The organism is Burkholderia sp. USMB20 (assembly GCF_000949135.2).
GTDB lineage: Bacteria > Pseudomonadota > Gammaproteobacteria > Burkholderiales > Burkholderiaceae > Burkholderia.
In genome coordinates, this window is the sequence record NZ_JTAN02000003.1 from 122,491 (window position 1) to 141,277 (window position 18,787).

The 18,787-nt window shown below is 67.9% G+C and carries 16 protein-coding genes; 6 read left to right on the forward strand and 10 right to left on the reverse strand.

The window, feature by feature from the left end; genetic code table 11:
- Positions 1-24: 24 nt before the first annotated feature.
- The 3 genes from PL79_RS04610 to PL79_RS04620 form a co-directional block, all read right to left on the reverse strand.
- A complete protein-coding gene (locus tag PL79_RS04610) occupies positions 25-1,248 on the reverse strand; it encodes an RtcB family protein (RefSeq protein WP_044848098.1) in 1,224 nt (407 codons plus the stop codon).
- 197 nt (positions 1,249-1,445) lie between these two features.
- Entirely contained in the window at positions 1,446-2,207 is a 762-nt protein-coding gene (locus tag PL79_RS04615) for a class I SAM-dependent methyltransferase (protein WP_044848097.1), read from the reverse strand.
- Between the two features lie 12 nt (positions 2,208-2,219).
- Positions 2,220-2,846, reverse strand: a complete 627-nt coding sequence (locus PL79_RS04620) for a LysE family translocator (protein WP_044848096.1) — start codon at positions 2,844-2,846, stop codon at positions 2,220-2,222.
- A gap of 171 nt (positions 2,847-3,017) precedes the next feature.
- Between PL79_RS04620 and PL79_RS04625 the strand changes: the two genes are divergently transcribed.
- The 3 genes from PL79_RS04625 (at position 3,018) to PL79_RS04635 (ending at position 5,479) form a co-directional block, all read left to right on the forward strand.
- Positions 3,018-3,818, forward strand: coding sequence for an AraC family transcriptional regulator (locus tag PL79_RS04625; RefSeq protein WP_044848095.1), 801 nt, complete (start codon positions 3,018-3,020; stop codon positions 3,816-3,818).
- Between the two features lie 140 nt (positions 3,819-3,958).
- Positions 3,959-4,378, forward strand: a complete 420-nt coding sequence (locus PL79_RS04630; RefSeq protein WP_044848094.1) for an ATP--cob(I)alamin adenosyltransferase — start codon at positions 3,959-3,961, stop codon at positions 4,376-4,378.
- Between the two features lie 99 nt (positions 4,379-4,477).
- A complete protein-coding gene (locus tag PL79_RS04635; RefSeq protein WP_044848093.1) occupies positions 4,478-5,479 on the forward strand; it encodes a LysR family transcriptional regulator in 1,002 nt (333 codons plus the stop codon).
- Positions 5,480-5,509: 30 nt separating this feature from the next.
- Here PL79_RS04635 and PL79_RS04640 read toward each other — a convergent pair whose 3' ends face one another.
- From PL79_RS04640 to PL79_RS04650, 3 genes are all read right to left on the reverse strand, one after another.
- Entirely contained in the window at positions 5,510-6,781 is a 1,272-nt protein-coding gene (locus PL79_RS04640) for a type II toxin-antitoxin system HipA family toxin (protein ID WP_044848092.1), read from the reverse strand.
- Entirely contained in the window at positions 6,778-7,290 is a 513-nt protein-coding gene (locus tag PL79_RS04645; RefSeq protein ID WP_044848091.1) for a helix-turn-helix domain-containing protein, read from the reverse strand. Before PL79_RS04645 ends, PL79_RS04640 begins: the two co-directional genes overlap by 4 nt.
- 248 nt (positions 7,291-7,538) lie before the next feature.
- Positions 7,539-8,447, reverse strand: a complete 909-nt coding sequence (locus PL79_RS04650; RefSeq protein WP_044848090.1) for a LysR substrate-binding domain-containing protein — start codon at positions 8,445-8,447, stop codon at positions 7,539-7,541.
- A gap of 108 nt (positions 8,448-8,555) precedes the next feature.
- Between PL79_RS04650 and PL79_RS04655 the strand changes: the two genes are divergently transcribed.
- Together PL79_RS04655 and PL79_RS04660 are read left to right on the forward strand one after the other, a co-directional pair.
- Complete coding sequence (locus PL79_RS04655) at positions 8,556-9,638, forward strand: tartrate dehydrogenase (protein WP_044848089.1); 1,083 nt, start codon at positions 8,556-8,558, stop codon at positions 9,636-9,638.
- A 201-nt stretch (positions 9,639-9,839) separates the two neighbouring features.
- A complete protein-coding gene (locus PL79_RS04660; RefSeq protein WP_044848088.1) occupies positions 9,840-11,150 on the forward strand; it encodes an MFS transporter in 1,311 nt (436 codons plus the stop codon).
- A 127-nt stretch (positions 11,151-11,277) separates the two neighbouring features.
- On the opposite strand, the gene PL79_RS04665 is transcribed toward PL79_RS04660, so the two are convergent.
- The 4 genes from PL79_RS04665 to PL79_RS04680 form a co-directional block, all read right to left on the reverse strand.
- Complete coding sequence (locus PL79_RS04665) at positions 11,278-11,775, reverse strand: shikimate kinase (RefSeq protein ID WP_044848087.1); 498 nt, start codon at positions 11,773-11,775, stop codon at positions 11,278-11,280.
- 195 nt (positions 11,776-11,970) lie between these two features.
- Complete coding sequence (gene argG / locus PL79_RS04670) at positions 11,971-13,305, reverse strand: argininosuccinate synthase (RefSeq protein WP_044848086.1); 1,335 nt, start codon at positions 13,303-13,305, stop codon at positions 11,971-11,973.
- A gap of 350 nt (positions 13,306-13,655) precedes the next feature.
- Positions 13,656-14,726: an FUSC family protein gene (locus PL79_RS04675; RefSeq protein ID WP_044848085.1), complete on the reverse strand. Its 1,071-nt coding sequence runs from the start codon at positions 14,724-14,726 to the stop codon at positions 13,656-13,658.
- A 144-nt stretch (positions 14,727-14,870) separates the two neighbouring features.
- Positions 14,871-16,403: a diguanylate cyclase gene (locus tag PL79_RS04680; protein WP_442861526.1), complete on the reverse strand. Its 1,533-nt coding sequence runs from the start codon at positions 16,401-16,403 to the stop codon at positions 14,871-14,873.
- Positions 16,404-16,922: 519 nt separating this feature from the next.
- On the opposite strand from PL79_RS04680, the gene PL79_RS04685 reads away from it, so the two are divergent.
- The gene (locus tag PL79_RS04685) at positions 16,923-18,458 is read left to right on the forward strand and encodes an amino acid permease (RefSeq protein ID WP_044848084.1); all 1,536 of its coding nucleotides are present in this window, start codon (positions 16,923-16,925) and stop codon (positions 18,456-18,458) included.
- Positions 18,459-18,787: the final 329 nt, after the last annotated feature.

Here is an 18,787-nt window from a genome sequence, read left to right on the forward strand (position 1 = left end):
CATCGAGCGTGGCCGCGCGCCGCGCTATCCTTTCACGCACACCACCTGACGCAGCGTGTGCACCACTTCGACGAGGCTGCGCTGCGCCGCCATCACCGCATCGATGTCCTTGTAGGCCATCGGGATCTCGTCGACGACACCCGCGTCCTTCCGGCATTCGACGCCGCGCGTCGCCTTGACCTGGTCGTCGACCGTGAAGCGGCGCTTCGCTTCGGTCCGGCTCATCGCGCGGCCGGCGCCGTGGCTGCACGAACAGAAGCTCTCCGGATTGCCGAGCCCGCGCACGATGAAGCTCTTCGCGCCCATCGAACCCGGAATGATGCCGAGCTGTCCCTTCTGCGCGGATACGGCTCCCTTGCGCGTGACGAGCACGTCCTCGCCGAAGTGGCGTTCGCGCTGCACGTAGTTGTGGTGGCAGTTCACCGCGTGCTCGTCGACCGCGAACGGTTTCGCGATCACGCCGCGCGCCGCGCCGATCACTGCGTCCATCATCGCCTGCCGGTTGCGGCGCGCGTAGTCCTGCGCCCAGCCCACTGCTTCGACGTAATCGTCGAAGTGCCGGCTGCCCTCGGTGAAATACGCGAGGTTGCGATCCGGCAGGTTCGCGATGTGCTGCCGCATGTCGGCCTGCGCGAGTTCGATGAACAGGCTGCCGATCGCGTTGCCGACGCCACGCGAGCCGCTGTGCAGCATGAACCACACGCGATCCGCTTCGTCGATGCACACCTCGATGAAGTGGTTGCCCGTGCCGAGCGTGCCCAGATGCACGTAATGGTTCGTCTTCTCCAGCTTCGGATACTTGCCGACGATCCGCTGAAAGCCCGGCAGCAGCGATTTCCACGACTCGGTCACGGCGGCCGGCGTGCGATCGCCCCATGCGCCGGGATCGCGGCGCCCCGGCGCGCGGCCGTGCGGCACCGCGCGTTCGATCGCGCTGCGCAGCCCGCCGAGTGCGTCCGGCAGGTCCGCCGCCGTGAGCGTCGTGCGCGCGGCCATCATCCCGCAGCCGATGTCGACGCCGACCGCGGCCGGGATGATCGCGCCCTTCGTCGGGATCACGCTGCCGATCGTCGAGCCCTTGCCGAGGTGGACGTCCGGCATCACCGCGACGTGCTTGAAGATGAACGGCATCTGCGCGGTGTTGCGCAATTGCGCGCGCGCGTCGTCCTCGAGCGCGACGCCTTGCGTCCACATCTTCACCGGCTTGCCGTTCGCCAGTTCCATCACCTGAAAATCATCGTTACTCATTTGCTTCACCTTCGATCGCCCCTTCAGTCGTGCGGCGCAAGCTCTTCAAAGCATGATGCTTCCATCTATTCTTGTCGTTTTCTTCACTGGCTGCCGGCCGACGTGCGTTGGCCGAATCGGGGTACGACGCGACCGGGTCAGGCTCGATTCGCGGATGCTCGCTGCGCGGTAGCCGCGCGTGAACGATGTTTCACCATTCATGCGCGGCAGATCGCGATGATCTCCGCGCTGGCCGCGTCGTCGAACGGCGCACCGTTCCAGTCTCCGCACCAGTCGGCGGACGAGAAGCCGGCGGCCGCGACACGCGCCTGCAGGTCGGGTTGCGCGATGAAGCGCAGCCGGCTCGTGTTCCTCACCTGCGTATCGTCGCGATGAAACCGGTAGACCGTGTCGAACGACACGATCGGACCGTCGACCGCGGTCACCGCATGATGGAGTTCGACGCTGCCGAATTCGGGCGAATCGATGCGGGTGGCCGACGCCGCCGGAGTCCAGCCGAGCCACGGCTCGACACGCGGATTGCGGGTCTCGAACAGGAAGCGCCCGCCGTCGGCCAGCACGCGCCGCGCGCCGCACAGCGTCGCATCGATCTCCGCGTCGGTCAGCAGGCACTGGAACGCGTGCCCGGTCATCACGACGGCATCGAACGGCGCGCCGGGCGGCAGGCTGCCGAGATCGCACGCGAGCCAGCGCACCGCGCCGGCGCCCGGCTGGCGTCGCGCATGGTCGATCATCGCGGGTGCGGGGTCGATCGCGACGACGTCGTGTCCGGCCGCCGCAAGCCGGCGCGCGAACGTGCCGGTGCCGCAGCCGAGATCGAGAATCCGTTGCCGCGCGGTGCCGAGGCGCGATGAGTAGAACGCGAAGTCGCAATCCCCCGCGTTGAACCGGTCGTAGACCGCGACGAGACGCGGATCGGTATAGAGGATTTCGCCGGCAGCCGCCGCGTCGGACGTCACGCGAAACCCGCGTCAGCGCTGCTGCACCGCGACGCGCAGCCCGAGCGCGATGAAGATCGAGCCGATGATTTTTCCCTGCCAGCGCGTGAGCCACGCAAGACGCTTCACTACGCGGCCGAGCGGGCGGATCGAGCATGCGATCAGCGTCGTATAGAGCGAGCTGAGCACGACGAAGATCAGCCCGAGCACCGCGAACTGCACGAACGTCGAGCCGCGTTCCGGATGCACGAACTGCGGCATGAACGCGAGGAAGAACAGCGCGGTCTTCGGGTTCAGCACTTCGGCGGGAATCGCCTGCAGGTACGCCGTCAGCGGCGTGACGGGCGGCACCTTCGGCAGCGACGGATCGGACGGCCCGTCGAGCAGCGCGCGCACGCCGAGGTAGATGAGGTAGGCCGCGCCGACCAGCTTCACGACGTTGAACGCGAGCGCCGACGTCATCAGCAGCGCCGACAGCCCGACGGCGGCAAACAGCGTATGCACGAAGTCGCCGCTCGCGACGCCGAGGCCGGTCAGGATGCCGGTCTTGCGGCCGCCCTGCACGGTGCGGCTCAGCACGAGCAGCACGGCGGGGCCCGGGATCAGGAACAGGCCCAGGACGACGGCGGTGAAGGTGGCCAGCGTGGTCAGGTCGAACATGGCGGCTCCGGCAAGGTTGGCGAGGCGGCGGGGGATCGACGCATTGTATTCGGATCGGCGCGCGTCTGCCGACGCCGGCCGGGAACCGCGCGGCCGCGCCGGCGCCTTTCTGGTATAAGCACGAAAGGCCGCGCGGGCACGCCGTCCGGCCGCTTTCGACACCATCGCTCCATGCGCGACCTGCCACCCGTTACCGACCCCGCTGCCGACGCCGACGTCTATCACGTGCCGCGCCCGCTCGTCGTGTTCGGCGGCTCGGTCGTCGAGCCCGAATGGCGGCTCGAACGGCACAGCCATCCGCAGGCGCAACTGCTGTACACGCTGAGCGGCGTCATCTATTGCGAGATCGACGGCGGCGTGTGGAGCGCGCCGCCGCAATGCACGGTGTGGATTCCGGGCGGTGTCACGCATTCGGCGCGCGGTTCGGCCGGCGCGACGTTCTACGCGGTGCTGGTCGAGCCCGATGCGGCGCCCGGCCTGCCGGCGCGCTGCTGCACGCTGGGCATGTCGCCGCTGTTGCGCGAACTGCTGCTGAAGGCCGCGAGCTTCCCGAGCCTGTACGACGTCGATGGTCCGCAGGGGCGGCTGATGGCGACGCTGCTCGACGAACTCGTCGCGGCGCCGGTCGAGGACCTGTATCTGCCGATGCCGGCCGACCGCCGGCTGCGCAGGCTGATCGATCATCTACTCGACGCCCCGGCCGACAAGTCGCCGCTGCCCGAACTCGCGCGCCGCGCCGGCGTCAGCGAGCGCAGCCTCACGCGGCTCGCCGCGAAGGAACTCGGCATGAGCCTCGGCGACTGGCGCCGGCGGCTGCACGTCGCGCTGTCGCTGCGGATGCTGACGGCGGGCCGCCGCGTGCACCAGATCGCGATCGACCTCGGCTACGAGAGCGCGAGCAGCTTCGTGACGATGTTCCGCAAGGCGACCGGCAAGTCGCCGACCCAATACCTGACCGACCGGCAGCGCTGACCGTGCCGTGCTGAGCCGTGCCGTGCCAGGTCGTCACACGCGCGTGCTTGGCCGGATCGAACAAGCGGTTGGCCGGCACGAGAAATGACGGGACGGGCGTCGATCTCTAACATGAGAATCATTCTCATCTGGAGGCCGACATGCAGATCGTCACGACTGAATTTCCGTTGGTGTGGTTGCGTTACGCGCGTTCGCCGTCGAGCGATCCCGCGTACCTGCTGGCCGAGCTCGACGCATTGCTCGCGCGCCGCGAACGTTTCGTGTTCCTGACCGACGATGCCCCGTCCGGCAACGATCGCGATGCGCAGGATCAGGAGATGCGCAAGCAGCTCGCGAAATGGAGCAAGGCGAATCGCGCGCAATCGCGCGAATGGATTCCCGCGATGATCGCGGTCGAGCCCGACGCGCAGCGGCGCGCGGCGCTCGATGCGTTCTCGGCCGCGTTCGAGAAGGTCTGGGGTTATCCGTTGAACGCGGCGGCGAATCGTGACGAGGCGCTCGCGCTGGCACGGCAGCTGCTCGCCGCGCCGGCCCGCGCGGCCGCGGCCACGCGCGACTGAACCGGTCGCCGCGCCGGCGGCGCGGCTCGCTCACTGACAGGCATGCGCCGCGTCGCGTTCGCGCACGATGCGTGATGCCGTATTCCGCGGGAGTTTCCGGTGGACAATCCGATTCGCGCGATGCGCATCTTCACGCGCATCGTCGAGATGAACAGCTTTACGCGCGCGGCGCACTCGCTCGGCATTTCGCGCGCGACCGCGACGCGCACCGTGCAGGAACTCGAGGCGGCGCTCGGCATGCCGTTGCTGGTGCGCACGACGCGCGCGCTGCGGGCGACGCCGGAAGGCGACGCGTATTACCGGCGGTGCCAGCGCATCACCGCGGACGTCGACGAACTCGAAGCGAGCCTGCGCAACGCGGCGCGGCATCCGAGCGGGCCGCTGCGCGTCGAGTTGCCGGGAGCGGTGGCGGACGCGATCGTGCTGCCGGCGCTTGGCGCGTTCCATGCGCGCCATCCGGAACTCGTGCTGATGCTGGGCGTGTCCGGACGCGCGGCCGACCTGATCGGCGATGCGGTCGACTGCAGCATCCGGCTTGGCGCGCTGCCCGATTCGTCGCTGGTTGCGCGCCCGCTCGGCGCACTCGAGCGCGTGACCTGCGCGAGCCCCGCGTATCTCGAGCGCTGCGGCGTGCCGCGTTCGCTCGATGCGCTTGCCGGGCATCGCGCGGTCAGCGGCGCGTTCGCGTCGGCCCAGCGCACGGCCGAACTCGAATTCGCGATCGATGGCGCGGTGCGCAAGATCCGGCTCGACGGCATCGTCAGCGTCGACGACGAGCAGGCGTACCTGGCTTGCGGCGTGCATGGCCTCGGGTTGATCCAGCCGCCGCGTGTCGTCGCGCAGCCGCTGATCGACGCGGGACATTTGCAGGAAGTGCTGCCGCGGTGGCGGCCGGGCGCGGTTTCGGTGTCGGCCGTCTATGCGAAGCGCCGGCACGTGTCGCCGGGCGTGCGCGCGTTCGTCGACTGGGTCGCGGAGCGTTTCGAGGATGCCGCGCAGGAGAGGGCCGGTGTGAGCGTGCCTGGGGCAGCGCTGCGGCAGATGGCAGCGACGGCGATCGCCGCGTGCGAGCCCGACGGGAGGCTGGCGGCAGCGGCGTGACAGCGGGGCGTCGAATGAATGAACGGGGGCTCAGGTGCTTGCGAGGCGAAACGCGTCGGCCATGCGCTCCTGTTCCCGGGCAGAAAGCGCGAGTCGTGTCGCGAGCGTGCGCCATTGGCCGACGACGCCGCGGAAATCATCGATGATCTCGTCGGCATCCTTCAGGCTCAGCCGGAAGTATTCACATACCTCGCGAGCGAGTTCGAGGTTCAGCGCGTTGTCCGCTTCCGTGATGTTGAGCTTGAGACCATCGGCTACGGCGACGGGATTCATATCGTAGGCCGCGGAGAGTCGCCAGCCCGCAGCCGGTTCGAGCATGAACCCGTGATTGCGAAGATGGTCGTCGGTATTCGAGACGAGAAGGTTGAAGACGATCCGGGTCCATAGTTCGCGCAGGTCGGCATTCGGTTGCGCGCCATGTCGCATGAGAACCTCCGCCAGTTCCAGGTAGCTGACACCGGTCGATGCGTCGTCGCCGTCGACATGGCCGGTCATCGTCATGGCCGAGGCAAAATGCAGCCGGCGTCCATCAGCAGTCCGATCAAAGCGTCGCACCAGGAAGCAATGGTAATCGCTGGCGAATTTTCGCGCTTCGGCGTGGGCGACGTTCAGGCCGCAGCCGACCGCCAGTGCATTGACGACCATTTCCCAGCCGCCTACGTCATAGTCGTCCCGTGCGCTCGGGAACTTGGCGATATACAGGTGCCCGCGGTCGTCGGCCACGCTGGCTTTCGGTCTGGCGCCACCGAGCGAGCCGCCGGGTGCGATGAGCATCGATAGCCAGTCGCGACCGTCCGGGTCGACATTGTCGACGTCTTCCTCCAGTGCCCGACTGGCTTGCTCCAGTTCGCGAATCTCCGCAAACGGCGGCGCGGCGAGATCGATGCGGTCATCGAGAAATTCTCCGGTGTCGTCGAGCTTGTAGCGCAATGCGCCGACTCGATAGAGGTCGTGGACGCCGAGCAGGTAGTCCGACTCATGGAGTCGCGTGCCCTTCGGCCGAAGACCTGCGCGAACGTCACGCTCCAGCCGGCGATCCATCAGCATGCGGCCCCATCGATCGGGGCTCGAATCGGCGAACGCGCCGAACGCGTGCCGCGGCGGCACCGGATATTGCGGTCCTTCGAAGAGGCCGATCCCGGGGTCGAGTTGCACGCCGGCGAACTCGGGTGCATCCAGCGCAACCGCGTCGTACTGGAATTCGAACCGTTCGCTGGCACGTGTCTGTCGACTGTGCAGAAGACCGAGTTTTCGGGGAGCGGGCAGGCCGTCCCAGTCTGCATAGACGGAGATGGTCGTCATTTCCTGGTCGCCCCTCCGTGTCGCTTGCCCACGGGTTTCAGCAATGCGGTCAGATCCGCGGCGGTCGTGCCGCGATTCTCGTCAGGCACTGCGTGACCGAATGCCGTCGTCGCCGTTCCGTCGGCTTGGGCGGTGGGGGAAACGCTCGCGCGAGCGCGCTTGCCGGACGTGTGCGGCGCTGCCGCGGCCGGTGTCGAAGCCACTTGCTTCGAGCGCCGCGGCGTGGCGAGTCGGGCGTCCTGAAGCTGGCGGCCGAGCGGGTCCGCGGCGGCCAGCTTTTCCAGATCACCCTGGAGCCCGAGCGTCTGCATGACGGAAAGATAGGCCCCCATCGTTACCCCCGAACTGCCCGCCTCGAGTGAGCGAAGCGTCATCGGCGACATGCCCGCGCGTTCCGCGACCTGCTTGGCCGTCAGCTTTCGGCGCAGGCGCGCCAACTTCAGCCGCTCGCCGAAGTCGACAAGCAGCCGACTGGATGCCGGCAAGAGCGGGGCAGTCTTCTTGGCCATGGTCGGAGCTAATATTTCAGCGCTTTTTGTGGAATAACGCCAAAATAATAGCACTTTGGCTTGAGGCAAGCGGCATCCCGATAGTGTCTCATGGGTCAAAGTGTAAATATTTTGGCGTTTTTTATGAAAAATAGCCGAAATATTGGCATCGTGCCGACCTGCCGGTTCAACGCCGCATGCGGTTTGCGCGGGACGTCCGGTGCCTCCTCGCCCGGCAGCGTGCGGCAGCGCCTTCCGCCCGCCTCCCGTCACCCATCCAGCTCCCCCGCCAGAAAATCCACGAACGCCCGTATCCGCGCGGACATCTGATGCCGCTGCGCATACACCGCGTAGATATCCGCGCTCGGCGTTTCGTAGTCGGGCAGCACGACGACGAGGCGCCCGTCGGCCAGATAGTCGCGGATATCCCACTCGGCGCGCATCAGGATGCCGTGCCCGTCGAGCGCCCATTTCACCGCGATCTCGCCGTCGTTCGTCGTCAGGTTGCCGTTGATCCGCACGGCTTCCGTGTTGCGCGCCGCGCCGCGTCCGCTCGCCAGCCGCCAGATCCCGTAGCCTTCGTCGCCTTGCCGGATGCCGATGCAGTTGTGCCGCGTCAGTTCGTGCGGCGTGCCCGGCGTGCCGTGCCGCGCGAGATACGCGGGCGCCGCGCACAGCAGCCGGCGGTTCGGCGCGAGCCGTCGCGCGACGACACGCGTATCGGGCGGCTCGCCGAAGCGGATGCACACGTCGAACGCGTCGTCGGTGAGCGGCGGCGGCATCACCGACAGTTGCAACTGCACCGATACCTCCGGAAAACGCGCGACGAAGCGCGAGATCGCCGGGCCGACGTGGCTGCGCCCGAAGCCGAGCGTCGCGTTCACGCGCAGCAGCCCCTTCGGCCGCTGCCGCGCGCTGCCGAGCAGTTCGCCCAGTTCGTCCATCTGATCGAGGATCCGGCGCGCGTAGTCGAGATACACGTCGCCCTCGGGCGTCAGCATCATGCGCCGCGTCGTGCGGTTGACGAGCGTCACGCCCGCGCGCCGCTCCATCTGCGTGAGCCGCTTGCTGACGGCCGCCGCGGTCAGCCCGAGCTCGCGCGCGGCCGCGCTCAGGCTGCCCGCCGCGGCCAGCGTCGAGAAGAAGCCGAGATCGGCCGGCTGGACGGTATCCGCCATGACGTGATTCGTGAATTGAAGTTAAAGATGCATTGAGTATAGCCCCGGTTTCTGCACTTCCGGTTCGGTAAAGTGCGTTCACGCTCACGATCAATCGAGGATGTCAGCATGAAGACCTACCGTATCGCGACCATTCCCGGCGACGGCATCGGCAAGGAAGTGGTGCCGGCGGCCAAGCAGGTGCTGGAAGCGCTGGCCCGCGGCAGCGACCGCTTTGCGTTCGAGTTCGAGGATTTCGACTGGGGCGCCGATTACTACCGCCTGCACGGCGCGATGATGCCGGCCGACGGTCTCGACGCGCTGCGCGGCAAGGACGCGATCCTGTTCGGCTCGGCGGGCGACCCCGACGTGCCCGACCACGTGACGCTGTGGGGCCTGCGCCTGAAGATCTGCCAGGGCTTCGACCAGTACGCGAACGTGCGGCCGACGCGCATCCTGCCCGGCATCGACGCGCCGCTGAAGCGCTGCGGGCCGGCCGACCTGAACTGGGTGATCGTGCGCGAGAACTCGGAGGGCGAATACGCGGGTGTCGGCGGCCGCGTGCACCAGGGGCATCCGATCGAGGCGGCGACCGACGTGTCGATCCTCACGCGTGCCGGCGTCGAACGCATCATGCGCTTCGCATTCCGGCTCGCGCAGTCGCGTCCGCGCAAGCTGCTGACCGTCATCACGAAGAGCAACGCGCAGCGTCATGCGATGGTGATGTGGGACGAGATCGCGAAGCAGGTCGCGCAGGAATTCCCCGACGTCACGTGGGACAAGGAACTCGTCGACGCCGCGACCGCGCGCATGGTGAACCGCCCGGCGTCGCTCGACACGATCGTCGCGACCAACCTGCACGCGGACATCCTCAGCGATCTCGCGGCCGCGCTCGCGGGCAGCCTCGGCATCGCGCCGACCGGCAACATCGATCCCGAGCGCCGCTATCCGTCGATGTTCGAGCCGATCCACGGCTCCGCGTTCGACATCATGGGCCGGGGCCTCGCGAATCCGGTCGGCACGTTCTGGTCGGTCGTGATGCTGCTCGAGCATCTCGGCGAGACGGCAGCGGCCGCGCGCGTGATGCAGGCGATCGAGGCCGTGACGGCCGATCCGTCGCTGCATACGCGCGACCTCGGCGGCAGCGCGACGACCGCGCAGGTGACGGCCGCCGTCTGCGAGCGCGTCGCACACGCGGCGGCCGCCGCCTGACAGTAACGAGAACGGCGACGAGAACGGCGACGGCCGCAAGCGCAGCCGGTCGCCTTCCATTCGCCGCCCCCCGGATTTTTTGCCCGCGACTCGCGCATTCGACGCGAGCCGGGTGCCGGCGCGCACGCTTCGTCGTAATGCCGGCGGTACCCACCGAGCCCGCGCGGACAGCGCGCGGCTCGACCTCGAAGGAGGAGACACATGCAAGCGGATCTGGAAACCCGCGTCGCGCGGAAACTGATGTGGCGCATCATTCCGTTCGTGATGCTGCTTTACTTCGTCAGCTTTCTCGATCGCGTCAACGTCGGCTTCGCGGCGATGACGATGAACAAGGCGATCGGCCTGTCGCCGACCGCGTTCGGACTCGGCGGCGGCCTGTTCTTCATCGGCTACTTTCTGTTCGAAGTGCCGAGCAACCTGATTCTCCATCGCGTCGGCGCACGCATCTGGATCGCGCGCGTGATGATCACGTGGGGCATCGTGTCGGCGGTGTCCGCGTTCGCAGCCGGGCCGACGAGCTTCTACGTGCTGCGCTTCCTGCTCGGCATCGCGGAAGCCGGCTTCTTCCCCGGCATCATCCTGTACCTGAGCCTGTGGTTTCCCGCGAAGCAGCGCGCGGTGGCGGCCGCGTGGTTCATGGCGGCCGCGCCGATCTCGACCGCGATCGGCTCGCCGCTGTCGGGCGCGATCATGCAGATGCCGCCGCTGTTCGGGCTCGCCGACTGGCAGATGCTGTACATCGTCGAGGCGCTGCCCGCGGTCCTGCTCGGCTTCGTCGTGCTGAAGTGCCTGACCGATGCGCCGTCGAAGGCCGCGTGGCTGCGGCCGGACGAGCGCGACTGGCTGGTCGCGAAGCTGAAGTCCGAGGCCGACGCGCGGCACGCGCATGCCGGGCACACGGCCGGCGCGTGGCAGGCGCTGCGCGACCCGCGCGTGCTGGCGCTCGCGCTGATCTACTTCGGCACGTCGGCGGGGCTCTATACGCTCGGCCTGTGGGCGCCGCTGATGGTCAGGCAGTTCGGCTTCACCGCGTGGCAGACGGGCCTGCTGACCGGCATCCCGAGCATCGCCGCGGTCGTCGCGATGATCGGCTGGGCACGGCATTCGGATCGCACCGGCGAACGCACGTGGCATGTCGTGATTCCGTGCGTGCTCGCGTGCATCGGCTTCGTGTTCGCGGGGCAGGCGAGCACCGCGCTCCTGACCGTGCTCGCGCTGGTCGTCGTCAACATCGGGATCAGCGCCGCGAAGGCGCCGCTGTGGGCGATGCCGAGCGCGTTCCTGTCAGGCGCCGGCGCGGCCGCGGGGATCGCGATGATCAACTCGATCGGCAACCTCGGCGGCTTCGTCGGGCCGTTCGCGATCGGCTGGCTGAAGAACGTGACGGGCGGCTACGCGGCCGGGCTGTACGTGGTGGCGGGCACGCTCGCGGTGTCGGCGGTCGTCACGCTCATGCTGAGCCGCAAGGGCGCGCGCGAGCAGGTCGTGGCGGGGGTGCGGCATCATCATTGAACGGCAGGCAGCGCGTGTTGCCGGACGTGGCGACTGTGTGGAGGGTGCCGGCGCTCGCGTGCGCGAGGCCTTTGCCCACTACGCGGTGTGACGCGACTTCCGCCCGTCGCGCGCGCCGGTTTCCCCGCTACACGTTCGGCGACTGCACGCTTCGTGCGATCTCCTGCGCACACGCATCGGCCGACGCTTTCGACGTGTCGACGAAGCAATCGCTGAACGCGCGCGCCGCATACCCTTCTCGATACATCTCGGCGATACGTTGCCGCTCCCAGTCCGTCAGCGCGCGCGTACCGCGATCCGACGCCGCGATCGCTTCCGGCGGCGCGAGCGTCACGACGAAAAGGCGCGCGTCGCGTGCGTCGCAGGCCGCGCGCAGCCGGTCGAATTCCGCGTCGCCGATCGGATAGGCGATCACCAGATGACGTTCGCGTGCCTGCGCGATCTCTTTGACGAGGCGCGCCAGCGCGATCGCCCACTGCACGTCGAACGGGGCGTCGTCGGGCGCGTCGTGATCGTCGCCGTCGATGAAGCGTGCATCGGGCAGTCGCTGCGCGAGTGCGCGACCGATCGTCGTCTTGCCGCTGTTGATCGGGCCGTTCAGGTGGATGACGGTGAGGGAAGTCATGAGCCGGGCCGGAAATCGGACGACTGGCAGCTTGCCACGATTGCCGTAGCCTTGCAGCGCCGTTCGCGCGTGACGCGGTGGCGCGAGTAGAGCAGGGAGAGAAAGAAGCAGCAGGCCGCGCATGCACCGATGCACATGCGGCCTGCCCGGCCGAAGCGCGTATCGGCTACGCGCCCCGGCGTCGAACGAAGCGACTTACTTGTCGTCGCCCTTGATCTGCGGCAGCGCCGACGCTTCACCCGGCGTCAGCAGGCCGACTTGCGAATACACGCGCAGCTTGTCGCGCGTATCGGTGATGTCGAGGTTGCGCATCGTCAGCTGGCCGATCCGGTCGCGCGGCGAGAACGTCGACGCCACCTTCTCCATCGACAGGCGTTCCGGCTGATACGTGAGGTTCGGCGACTTCGTGCTCAGGATCGAGTAGTCGTTGCCGCGGCGCAGTTCGATCTTCACTTCGCCGGTGATCGCGCGCGCGACCCAGCGCTGCGCCGTTTCGCGCAGCATGATCGCTTGCGGGTCGAACCAGCGGCCCTGGTACAGCAGGCGGCCGAGACGGCGGCCGTTCTCGCGGTACTGCTCGATCGTGTCTTCGTTGTGGATGCCGGTGACGAGACGCTCGTATGCGATGTACAGCAGCGCGAGGCCCGGGGCTTCGTAGATGCCGCGGCTCTTCGCCTCGATGATGCGGTTCTCGATCTGGTCGCTCATGCCGAGGCCGTGGCGGCCGCCGATGCGGTTCGCTTCGAGCAGCAGCTCGACCTGGTCCTTGAACTCGACGCCGTTCAGCGCGACCGGCTGGCCGGCTTCGAAGCGCACCGTCACTTCCTCGGCGGCGATCTTCACGTCGTCACGCCAGAACGCGACGCCCATGATCGGGTTCACGATCTTGATGCCGCTTTCGAGGCTTTCGAGGTCCTTCGCTTCGTGCGTCGCGCCGAGCAGGTTCGAGTCGGTCGAATACGCCTTCTCGGCCGACATCTTGTATGCGAAGCCGGCCTGGTTCATGAATTCGGACATTTCGGCACGGCCGCCGAGTTCGTCGATGAACGTCTGGTCGAGCCACGGCTTGTAGATCTTCAGATCCGGGTTCACGAGCAGGCCGTAGCGGTAGAAACGCTCGATGTCGTTGCCCTTGTACGTGCTGCCGTCGCCCCAGATGTTGACGCCGTCTTCCTTCATCGCGGCGACGAGCATCGTGCCCGTCACGGCGCGGCCGATCGGCGTCGTGTTGAAGTACGTGACGCCGGCGGTCGTGATGTGGAACGCGCCGCTTTGCAGCGCGGCGATGCCTTCGGCGACGAGCTGCGCGCGGCAGTCGATCAGGCGGGCGCCGGCTGCGCCGTATTCGATCGCGCGTTTCGGGATCGCGTCGTAATCGTCTTCGTCGGGCTGGCCGAGGTTCGCCGTGTATGCGTACGGGACGGCGCCCTTCAGTTTCATCCAGTGCAGCGCGGCGCTGGTGTCCAGGCCGCCGGAGAAGGCGATACCGACCTTCTGGCCGGTCGGGAGGCTTTCGAGAATCGTGCTCATAGGAATTACCGTGGATTGAAGCCGGTGGGATCGTATTTCGCGGAATATGCGAGTATCGGCTGTCCGGGAAGTTGGGGCAAGACCTGATTTTCGCGCCAATACGTCTTCGGGCCTGTCGCGACGGGCCTGACGGGCGGTTAACCGGCCGGAGAATCCGGCGCGAAACGGCCTCGGACGGCGGTCGAAACTGGCGAAGGCGCGCCGGCGTGCGCGCCCGATTGGCGGGGCCAGATCGGTCGACCGGTGCGGCATCCGCGCTCAGGATGCCGGGCCACCTTTATGAAAGGCTAATGAAAGATGTCCTGAGGCGCCCGGCGTCCGTCGGCCTTCGAATCGTCAAAGCTCCAGGTTCAGATATTCCACGCCTGCGCGGTATCGAGCAGTTTCTCGCGCAACTGATCCACTTCGCCGGCCAGCTTGGCCGTGATCGACACGTAGCCCGACAACTGCGCCGGCGGGGCGTCGTGCGGCGGCTCGGCCGGCCGGCGGCGCGGTGCGAGCCGGCTCGGCGTGCCGAACTTGAGCGCGCGGCTCGCGCCGACGAGCGTGTCGCGGATGCGCCGGTTCATCGCCTTCATCTCGATGCGCATGTATTCGCGCGCGGCGAGGTCGTCGCGGGCCGGCACCGTGCTCGACAGGATCTCCAGGTAGCCGATGCACAGGCGCAGGCCGCGCTGGATCGCCTCGAGCTGCGTGACCGGGATGTCGCATTCCTTCGACACCGACGGCATCAGCGAGCGCAGCTGCACCAGCAGCGCGCTCAGCGCGGCCATTTCCTTCAGGTGCGCGTCGTCGCTCACGTGGCGGTCGCCCGCGAGTCGCGCATGCACGGCCGCGCACGCGCGCAGCGCATCGGCGAGCTTGTAGCGCCACGAGTAGGTCGCATAGAGCGGCAGCGCGAACGAGAACGCCAGCGCGATCGCGATGCCGGTCAGCACGTTCACCGCGCGCCACAGGCCGTCGACGATCTCGTTGTCGCCGTGGCCGGCGACGATCACCATCGTGATCGCCGACAGCAGCGCGATGTAGCCGGCCTTGCCGATCGCGTGATACGCGCACAGCCCGCACGCGATCGCCATCAGCAGGTAGATCGCGAGCGGCGCGTGCAGGACGGAGTAGAGCAGGATCAGCCCGAGCCCCGCGAGCGCGCCGATCGACGTGCCGAGCGCGCGCTCGGCCGCCTTCTTGCGGATGTTGCCGTGGTGCTGCAGCCCGCCGACGACGATCAGCACGGTGATCGTCGACCATTCGCCGTGCGGCACGCGCAGCCCGGTGGACAAGGCGATCGACACGAGGATCGCGAGCGCGACGCGTGCCGCATGGATCAGCTTCGCGTGCCGGTAGCGGCGGTACGGGTCCAGCAGCGGACGGAGCGCGTGGCGCAGGAGCGGCGGGAATCGGGCAGGGAGCTGGGCGGTCATGACGGAGCGGGGGTGGCCGGCGGGATGGCCGGAATGCGCGTGCGGCGCGGGCGGGCCGGCGCCGCACGTGCGGCTGACGTAACGCTAGCCGAACGCGCGCGGGCTGTCCACGGCAGCGCGGCGCGGGTGCCGCCGGCCGCCGCGTCACGCGTCGGCCGTATTCGCCTCGGCGTTCGACACGCGATTGCGGCCGCCTGACTTCGCGTGGTACAGCGCCGCGTCGGCCTGCCGCAGCAGCGTCGCGGCGTTGACGCGCCCGCCGGCGGTGGTCGCCGCGCCGATGCTCGCCGTCACGTGCCCGTACGGGCTGCGGACGTGCGCGATGTCGAGCCCGGCGATCGCGCGGCGGATCGCTTCGGCGACGGTCGCCGCGCCCTGCGCGTCGGTGTCGGGCAGCGTGACGACGAATTCCTCGCCGCCGTAGCGCGCGACGTGGTCGCTGTCGCGGCGCAGGCAGCGCGACGCGGATTGCGCGACGCGGCGCAGCACGTCGTCGCCGGCGAGGTGGCCGTAGTAGTCGTTGAACGCCTTGAAATGGTCGACGTCGACGAACAGCACCGACAGCGGCCGGCCGCTGCGCGACGCGCGCTGCGCCTCCTTCGCGAGCACGGCATCGAACGTGCCGCGGTTGTCGAGCCCGGTCAGCGAATCGGTATGCGCGAGCCGGTACAGATTCAACTTGGTGACCTGCCGGCGCTCGAGTTCGCGCGACAGCGCGAGCGAGCCCCCCAGGATGAACACGGTAAACAGGCCCATCAGCACGGCGGTCCAGATCGCGCGATGGCGCCACGGCGCGTAGATGTCGATCTCGGCGGGCGCGACGTCGACGATCAGCGGCAGATGCGCGAGATGCTTGTAGACGTAGATGCGCCGCACGTCGTCGATCGCGCCCACGCCCGTCAACACGCCTTCGCTGCTGCGCTGCGCCTTGATGAAGAGCGGGGAGTGGTGGAGGTCGAGGCCGACCACGCGCGGATCGTACGGCAGGCGCGAGACGAGCGCGCCGTTGTCCTCGACGATCGCCGCGCTGCCGTGCTGGCCGACCGCGAGCCCGTCGAGCAGCGCGCGGAAGTAGCCGATGTTGAGCGTGCCGACGACGATTCCGCCGAAGCGGCCGTCGGCCAGCGTGATCCGGCGGCTGAGCGCGATCGTCAGCGCGCCGCCGCGCAGCCGGGACGCATAGGGCCGGCTGATATAGAGGCCCTGCACGAGCCGGTCGCGATGCACGGTGAAATACTCGCGGTCGGCGAAATTGCCTTGTCGCGGCGGCGATGCGGCCGAATCGATCACGATATTGCCGTGCGGATCCATTACGAAAATGGCGCCGAGATACGCGCCGGTCGCGGCGCGGTCGAACAGCAGCCGGTGACGCTGGCGCGGCGGCAATGCCGTCAGTTCCGGATCGGCGAGCCCGTCGACGACGTTTTGCAGCGAAAGATCATACAGTTCGATATTGCGGGAAATATCGCGCTCGATCAGCAGCATCAGGTTGCGCGCATTTTCGACCGCATGGTCATACGCGTCGTGGCGTGCCTCGATTAAAAGCGACGTCGAGAGTCCCCAGCTGAACAGCAGCAGCACGACGCCGGCGACGAGCACGCCGCGGGGCGACAGTATGCGTGCCACGGCCGTCGCGGTATGACGGCGCAGCGTAGCGAGCGGCGTGGGTGGCATCATCCTCGGGGCAGGCGGCGGATATGTGCGTCGTCGACGATTCCGCGCTCTGATTAATTCGCATTAGTCGGCATTATCTCGCGAATTCCCGAAATTCGCCGCTGGATGCAAAACATGCATGCGCCAATCCGATTCGGAACGATTACGCATCATTACCGTGATCCGGGCGTTCGTTTCGATTTGAATCGCGATTATGGGTGGTCGGTATTTTGTCTGATTATTAGGGCATATCGATCGATTTTGTCGTTTTAATACAGGATCGGGCTATTGCGCCGGCGCGATTGCGTATTGGGCGGGGAGGTGCACCGTCGCGGCTCACCCCGCTTCGGCATGCGGCGCCGGGGCGTCCGGATCCGAGCGGTCCCGACGGCGAATCAGGTAGAATCCGCGCTTCGCCGCTGGCGCCCGGCGCGCAATGCGTATCGGGGCCGCATCGAAGTGCATCGCAGCAGGCGGCGCGACGCGCCCCGACCCCGCATGCGCCGGCCCCGGATGCCGGCCCGCTCAACGTTCGTCTCGTTTATGTCCGCAATCCCGAATTCCGACCAACCCGGTTCGTCCGCGAACCCACCCAAGCTTCATCGCGCGCTGAAGGCGCGCCATCTGACGATGATCGCCATCGGCGGCTCGATCGGCACGGGCCTGTTCGTCGCGTCCGGCGCGTCGATCTCGCAGGCCGGCCCCGGCGGCGCGATGGTCGCGTACATGCTGATCGGACTGATGGTCTACTTCCTGATGACGAGCCTCGGCGAAATGGCCGCGTTCATGCCGGTGTCGGGCTCGTTCGCGACCTACGGCGCGAAATACGTCGACGAAGGCTTCGGCTTCGCGCTCGGCTGGAACTACTGGTACAACTGGGCCGTGACGATCGCGGTCGAGCTGGTCGCCGCGCAGCTCGTGATGCACTACTGGTTCCCGGACGTGCCGGGCGTCTGGTGGAGCGCCGCGTTCCTCGGCGTGATGTTCCTGCTCAACGCGCTGACCGTGCGCGGCTTCGGGGAAGCCGAATACTGGTTCGCGCTGATCAAGGTCGTCACCGTGGTCGCGTTCATCGGCGTCGGCCTGCTGATGATCTTCGGCATTCTGAAGGGTGCGCCGGGCAACGGCTGGGGCAACCTGACGATCGGCGATGCGCCGTTCGCGGGCGGCCTGCCGGCGCTGATGGGCGTCGCGATGATCGCGGGCTTCTCGTTCCAGGGCACCGAGCTGATCGGCGTCGCGGCCGGCGAATCGGAGAACCCGCGCACGACGATCCCGCGCGCGGTGCGTCAGGTGTTCTGGCGGATCCTGCTGTTCTACGTGCTGGCGATCTTCGTGATCGGCGTGCTGATTCCCTACACCGACCCGAACCTGCTGAAGAGCGACGTGACCGACATCGGCGTGAGCCCGTTTACGCTCGTGTTCCGCCACGCGGGCCTCGCGTTCGCGGCCGGCGTGATGAACGCGGTGATCCTGACGGCCGTGCTGTCGGCCGGCAACTCGGGCATGTACGCGTCGACCCGGATGCTCTACAACCTCGCGACGGAAGGCCGTGCGCCGAAGCTGTTCGCGAAGCTGTCGCCGGGCGGCGTGCCGCGCAACGCGCTGTACGCGACGACCGCCGTCGGTGCGCTGTGCTTCTTCACGTCGCTGTACGGCGACAAGACGGTGTACCTGTGGCTGCTGAACACGTCGGGGATGACGGGTTTCATCGCGTGGCTCGGCATCGCGATCAGCCACTACCGGTTCCGCAAGGGCTACGTGAAGCAGGGCTACGCGGTCGACCAGCTGCCGTACCAGTCGAAGTGGTTTCCGTTCGGCCCGCTGTTCGCGTTCGTGCTGTGTCTCGTGATCGCGCTCGGCCAGGACTACCAGGCGTTTCTCGCGAACCGGATCGACTGGGCGGGCGTGGCCGCGACCTACGTCGGCATTCCGCTGTTCCTCGTCGTGTGGCTCGGCTACCGGCTCCTGAACAAGAGCCGCTTCGTGCGCTACGAGGACATGGAGATCGCGCCGTGGGCGGCCGCGAACCGCAGCGCGCAGCTGCAGCGCGTGGAGAACCGCGAAACCGTCGGCTGATGCCGGTGCGGCCACCGGCCGCGTGGTGCGCGATGAAAACGGGAAGCCCGCGGGCTTCCCGTTTTTCGTTGGGCCGTCCGGGGCGACGCGGTGTGCCGCCGACGTCGGTAGCCGACGCGTGCGTCGTTCCCCGATACCGTTCCAGCCGCCGCCGAACCCGCTTTTTTTGTCGGCTTTGCGCTGCACGGGGTCAAAGCCGGTTATATTTCCCGACCCTACCGGGCCACGGCCCGGCCGGCGCGACGAGCGCGGCGCGGATCGGGCATCCGGCGCGCGCCTGTTGCGGCGGCCGGCGGCGCCCGGCGTTTCCATCGTTCCGCCGCGGCCGG

Excerpts from the sequence above, each read along its gene's own strand:
- PL79_RS04610 (WP_044848098.1), bottom strand. The coding sequence starts at position 1,248 with ATGAGTAACGATGATTTTCAGGTGATGGAACTGGCGAACGGCAAGCCG.
- PL79_RS04620 (WP_044848096.1), bottom strand. The coding sequence starts at position 2,846 with ATGTTCGACCTGACCACGCTGGCCACCTTCACCGCCGTCGTCCTGGGC.
- PL79_RS04625 (WP_044848095.1), top strand. The coding sequence starts at position 3,018 with ATGCGCGACCTGCCACCCGTTACCGACCCCGCTGCCGACGCCGACGTC.
- PL79_RS04630 (WP_044848094.1), top strand. The coding sequence starts at position 3,959 with ATGCAGATCGTCACGACTGAATTTCCGTTGGTGTGGTTGCGTTACGCG.
- PL79_RS04640 (WP_044848092.1), bottom strand. The coding sequence starts at position 6,781 with ATGACGACCATCTCCGTCTATGCAGACTGGGACGGCCTGCCCGCTCCC.
- PL79_RS04645 (WP_044848091.1), bottom strand. The coding sequence starts at position 7,290 with ATGGCCAAGAAGACTGCCCCGCTCTTGCCGGCATCCAGTCGGCTGCTT.
- PL79_RS04650 (WP_044848090.1), bottom strand. The coding sequence starts at position 8,447 with ATGGCGGATACCGTCCAGCCGGCCGATCTCGGCTTCTTCTCGACGCTG.
- PL79_RS04655 (WP_044848089.1), top strand. The coding sequence starts at position 8,556 with ATGAAGACCTACCGTATCGCGACCATTCCCGGCGACGGCATCGGCAAG.
- PL79_RS04660 (WP_044848088.1), top strand. The coding sequence starts at position 9,840 with ATGCAAGCGGATCTGGAAACCCGCGTCGCGCGGAAACTGATGTGGCGC.
- PL79_RS04665 (WP_044848087.1), bottom strand. The coding sequence starts at position 11,775 with ATGACTTCCCTCACCGTCATCCACCTGAACGGCCCGATCAACAGCGGC.
- argG (WP_044848086.1), bottom strand. The coding sequence starts at position 13,305 with ATGAGCACGATTCTCGAAAGCCTCCCGACCGGCCAGAAGGTCGGTATC.
- PL79_RS04675 (WP_044848085.1), bottom strand. The coding sequence starts at position 14,726 with ATGACCGCCCAGCTCCCTGCCCGATTCCCGCCGCTCCTGCGCCACGCG.
- PL79_RS04680 (WP_442861526.1), bottom strand. The coding sequence starts at position 16,403 with ATGATGCCACCCACGCCGCTCGCTACGCTGCGCCGTCATACCGCGACG.
- PL79_RS04685 (WP_044848084.1), top strand. The coding sequence starts at position 16,923 with ATGTCCGCAATCCCGAATTCCGACCAACCCGGTTCGTCCGCGAACCCA.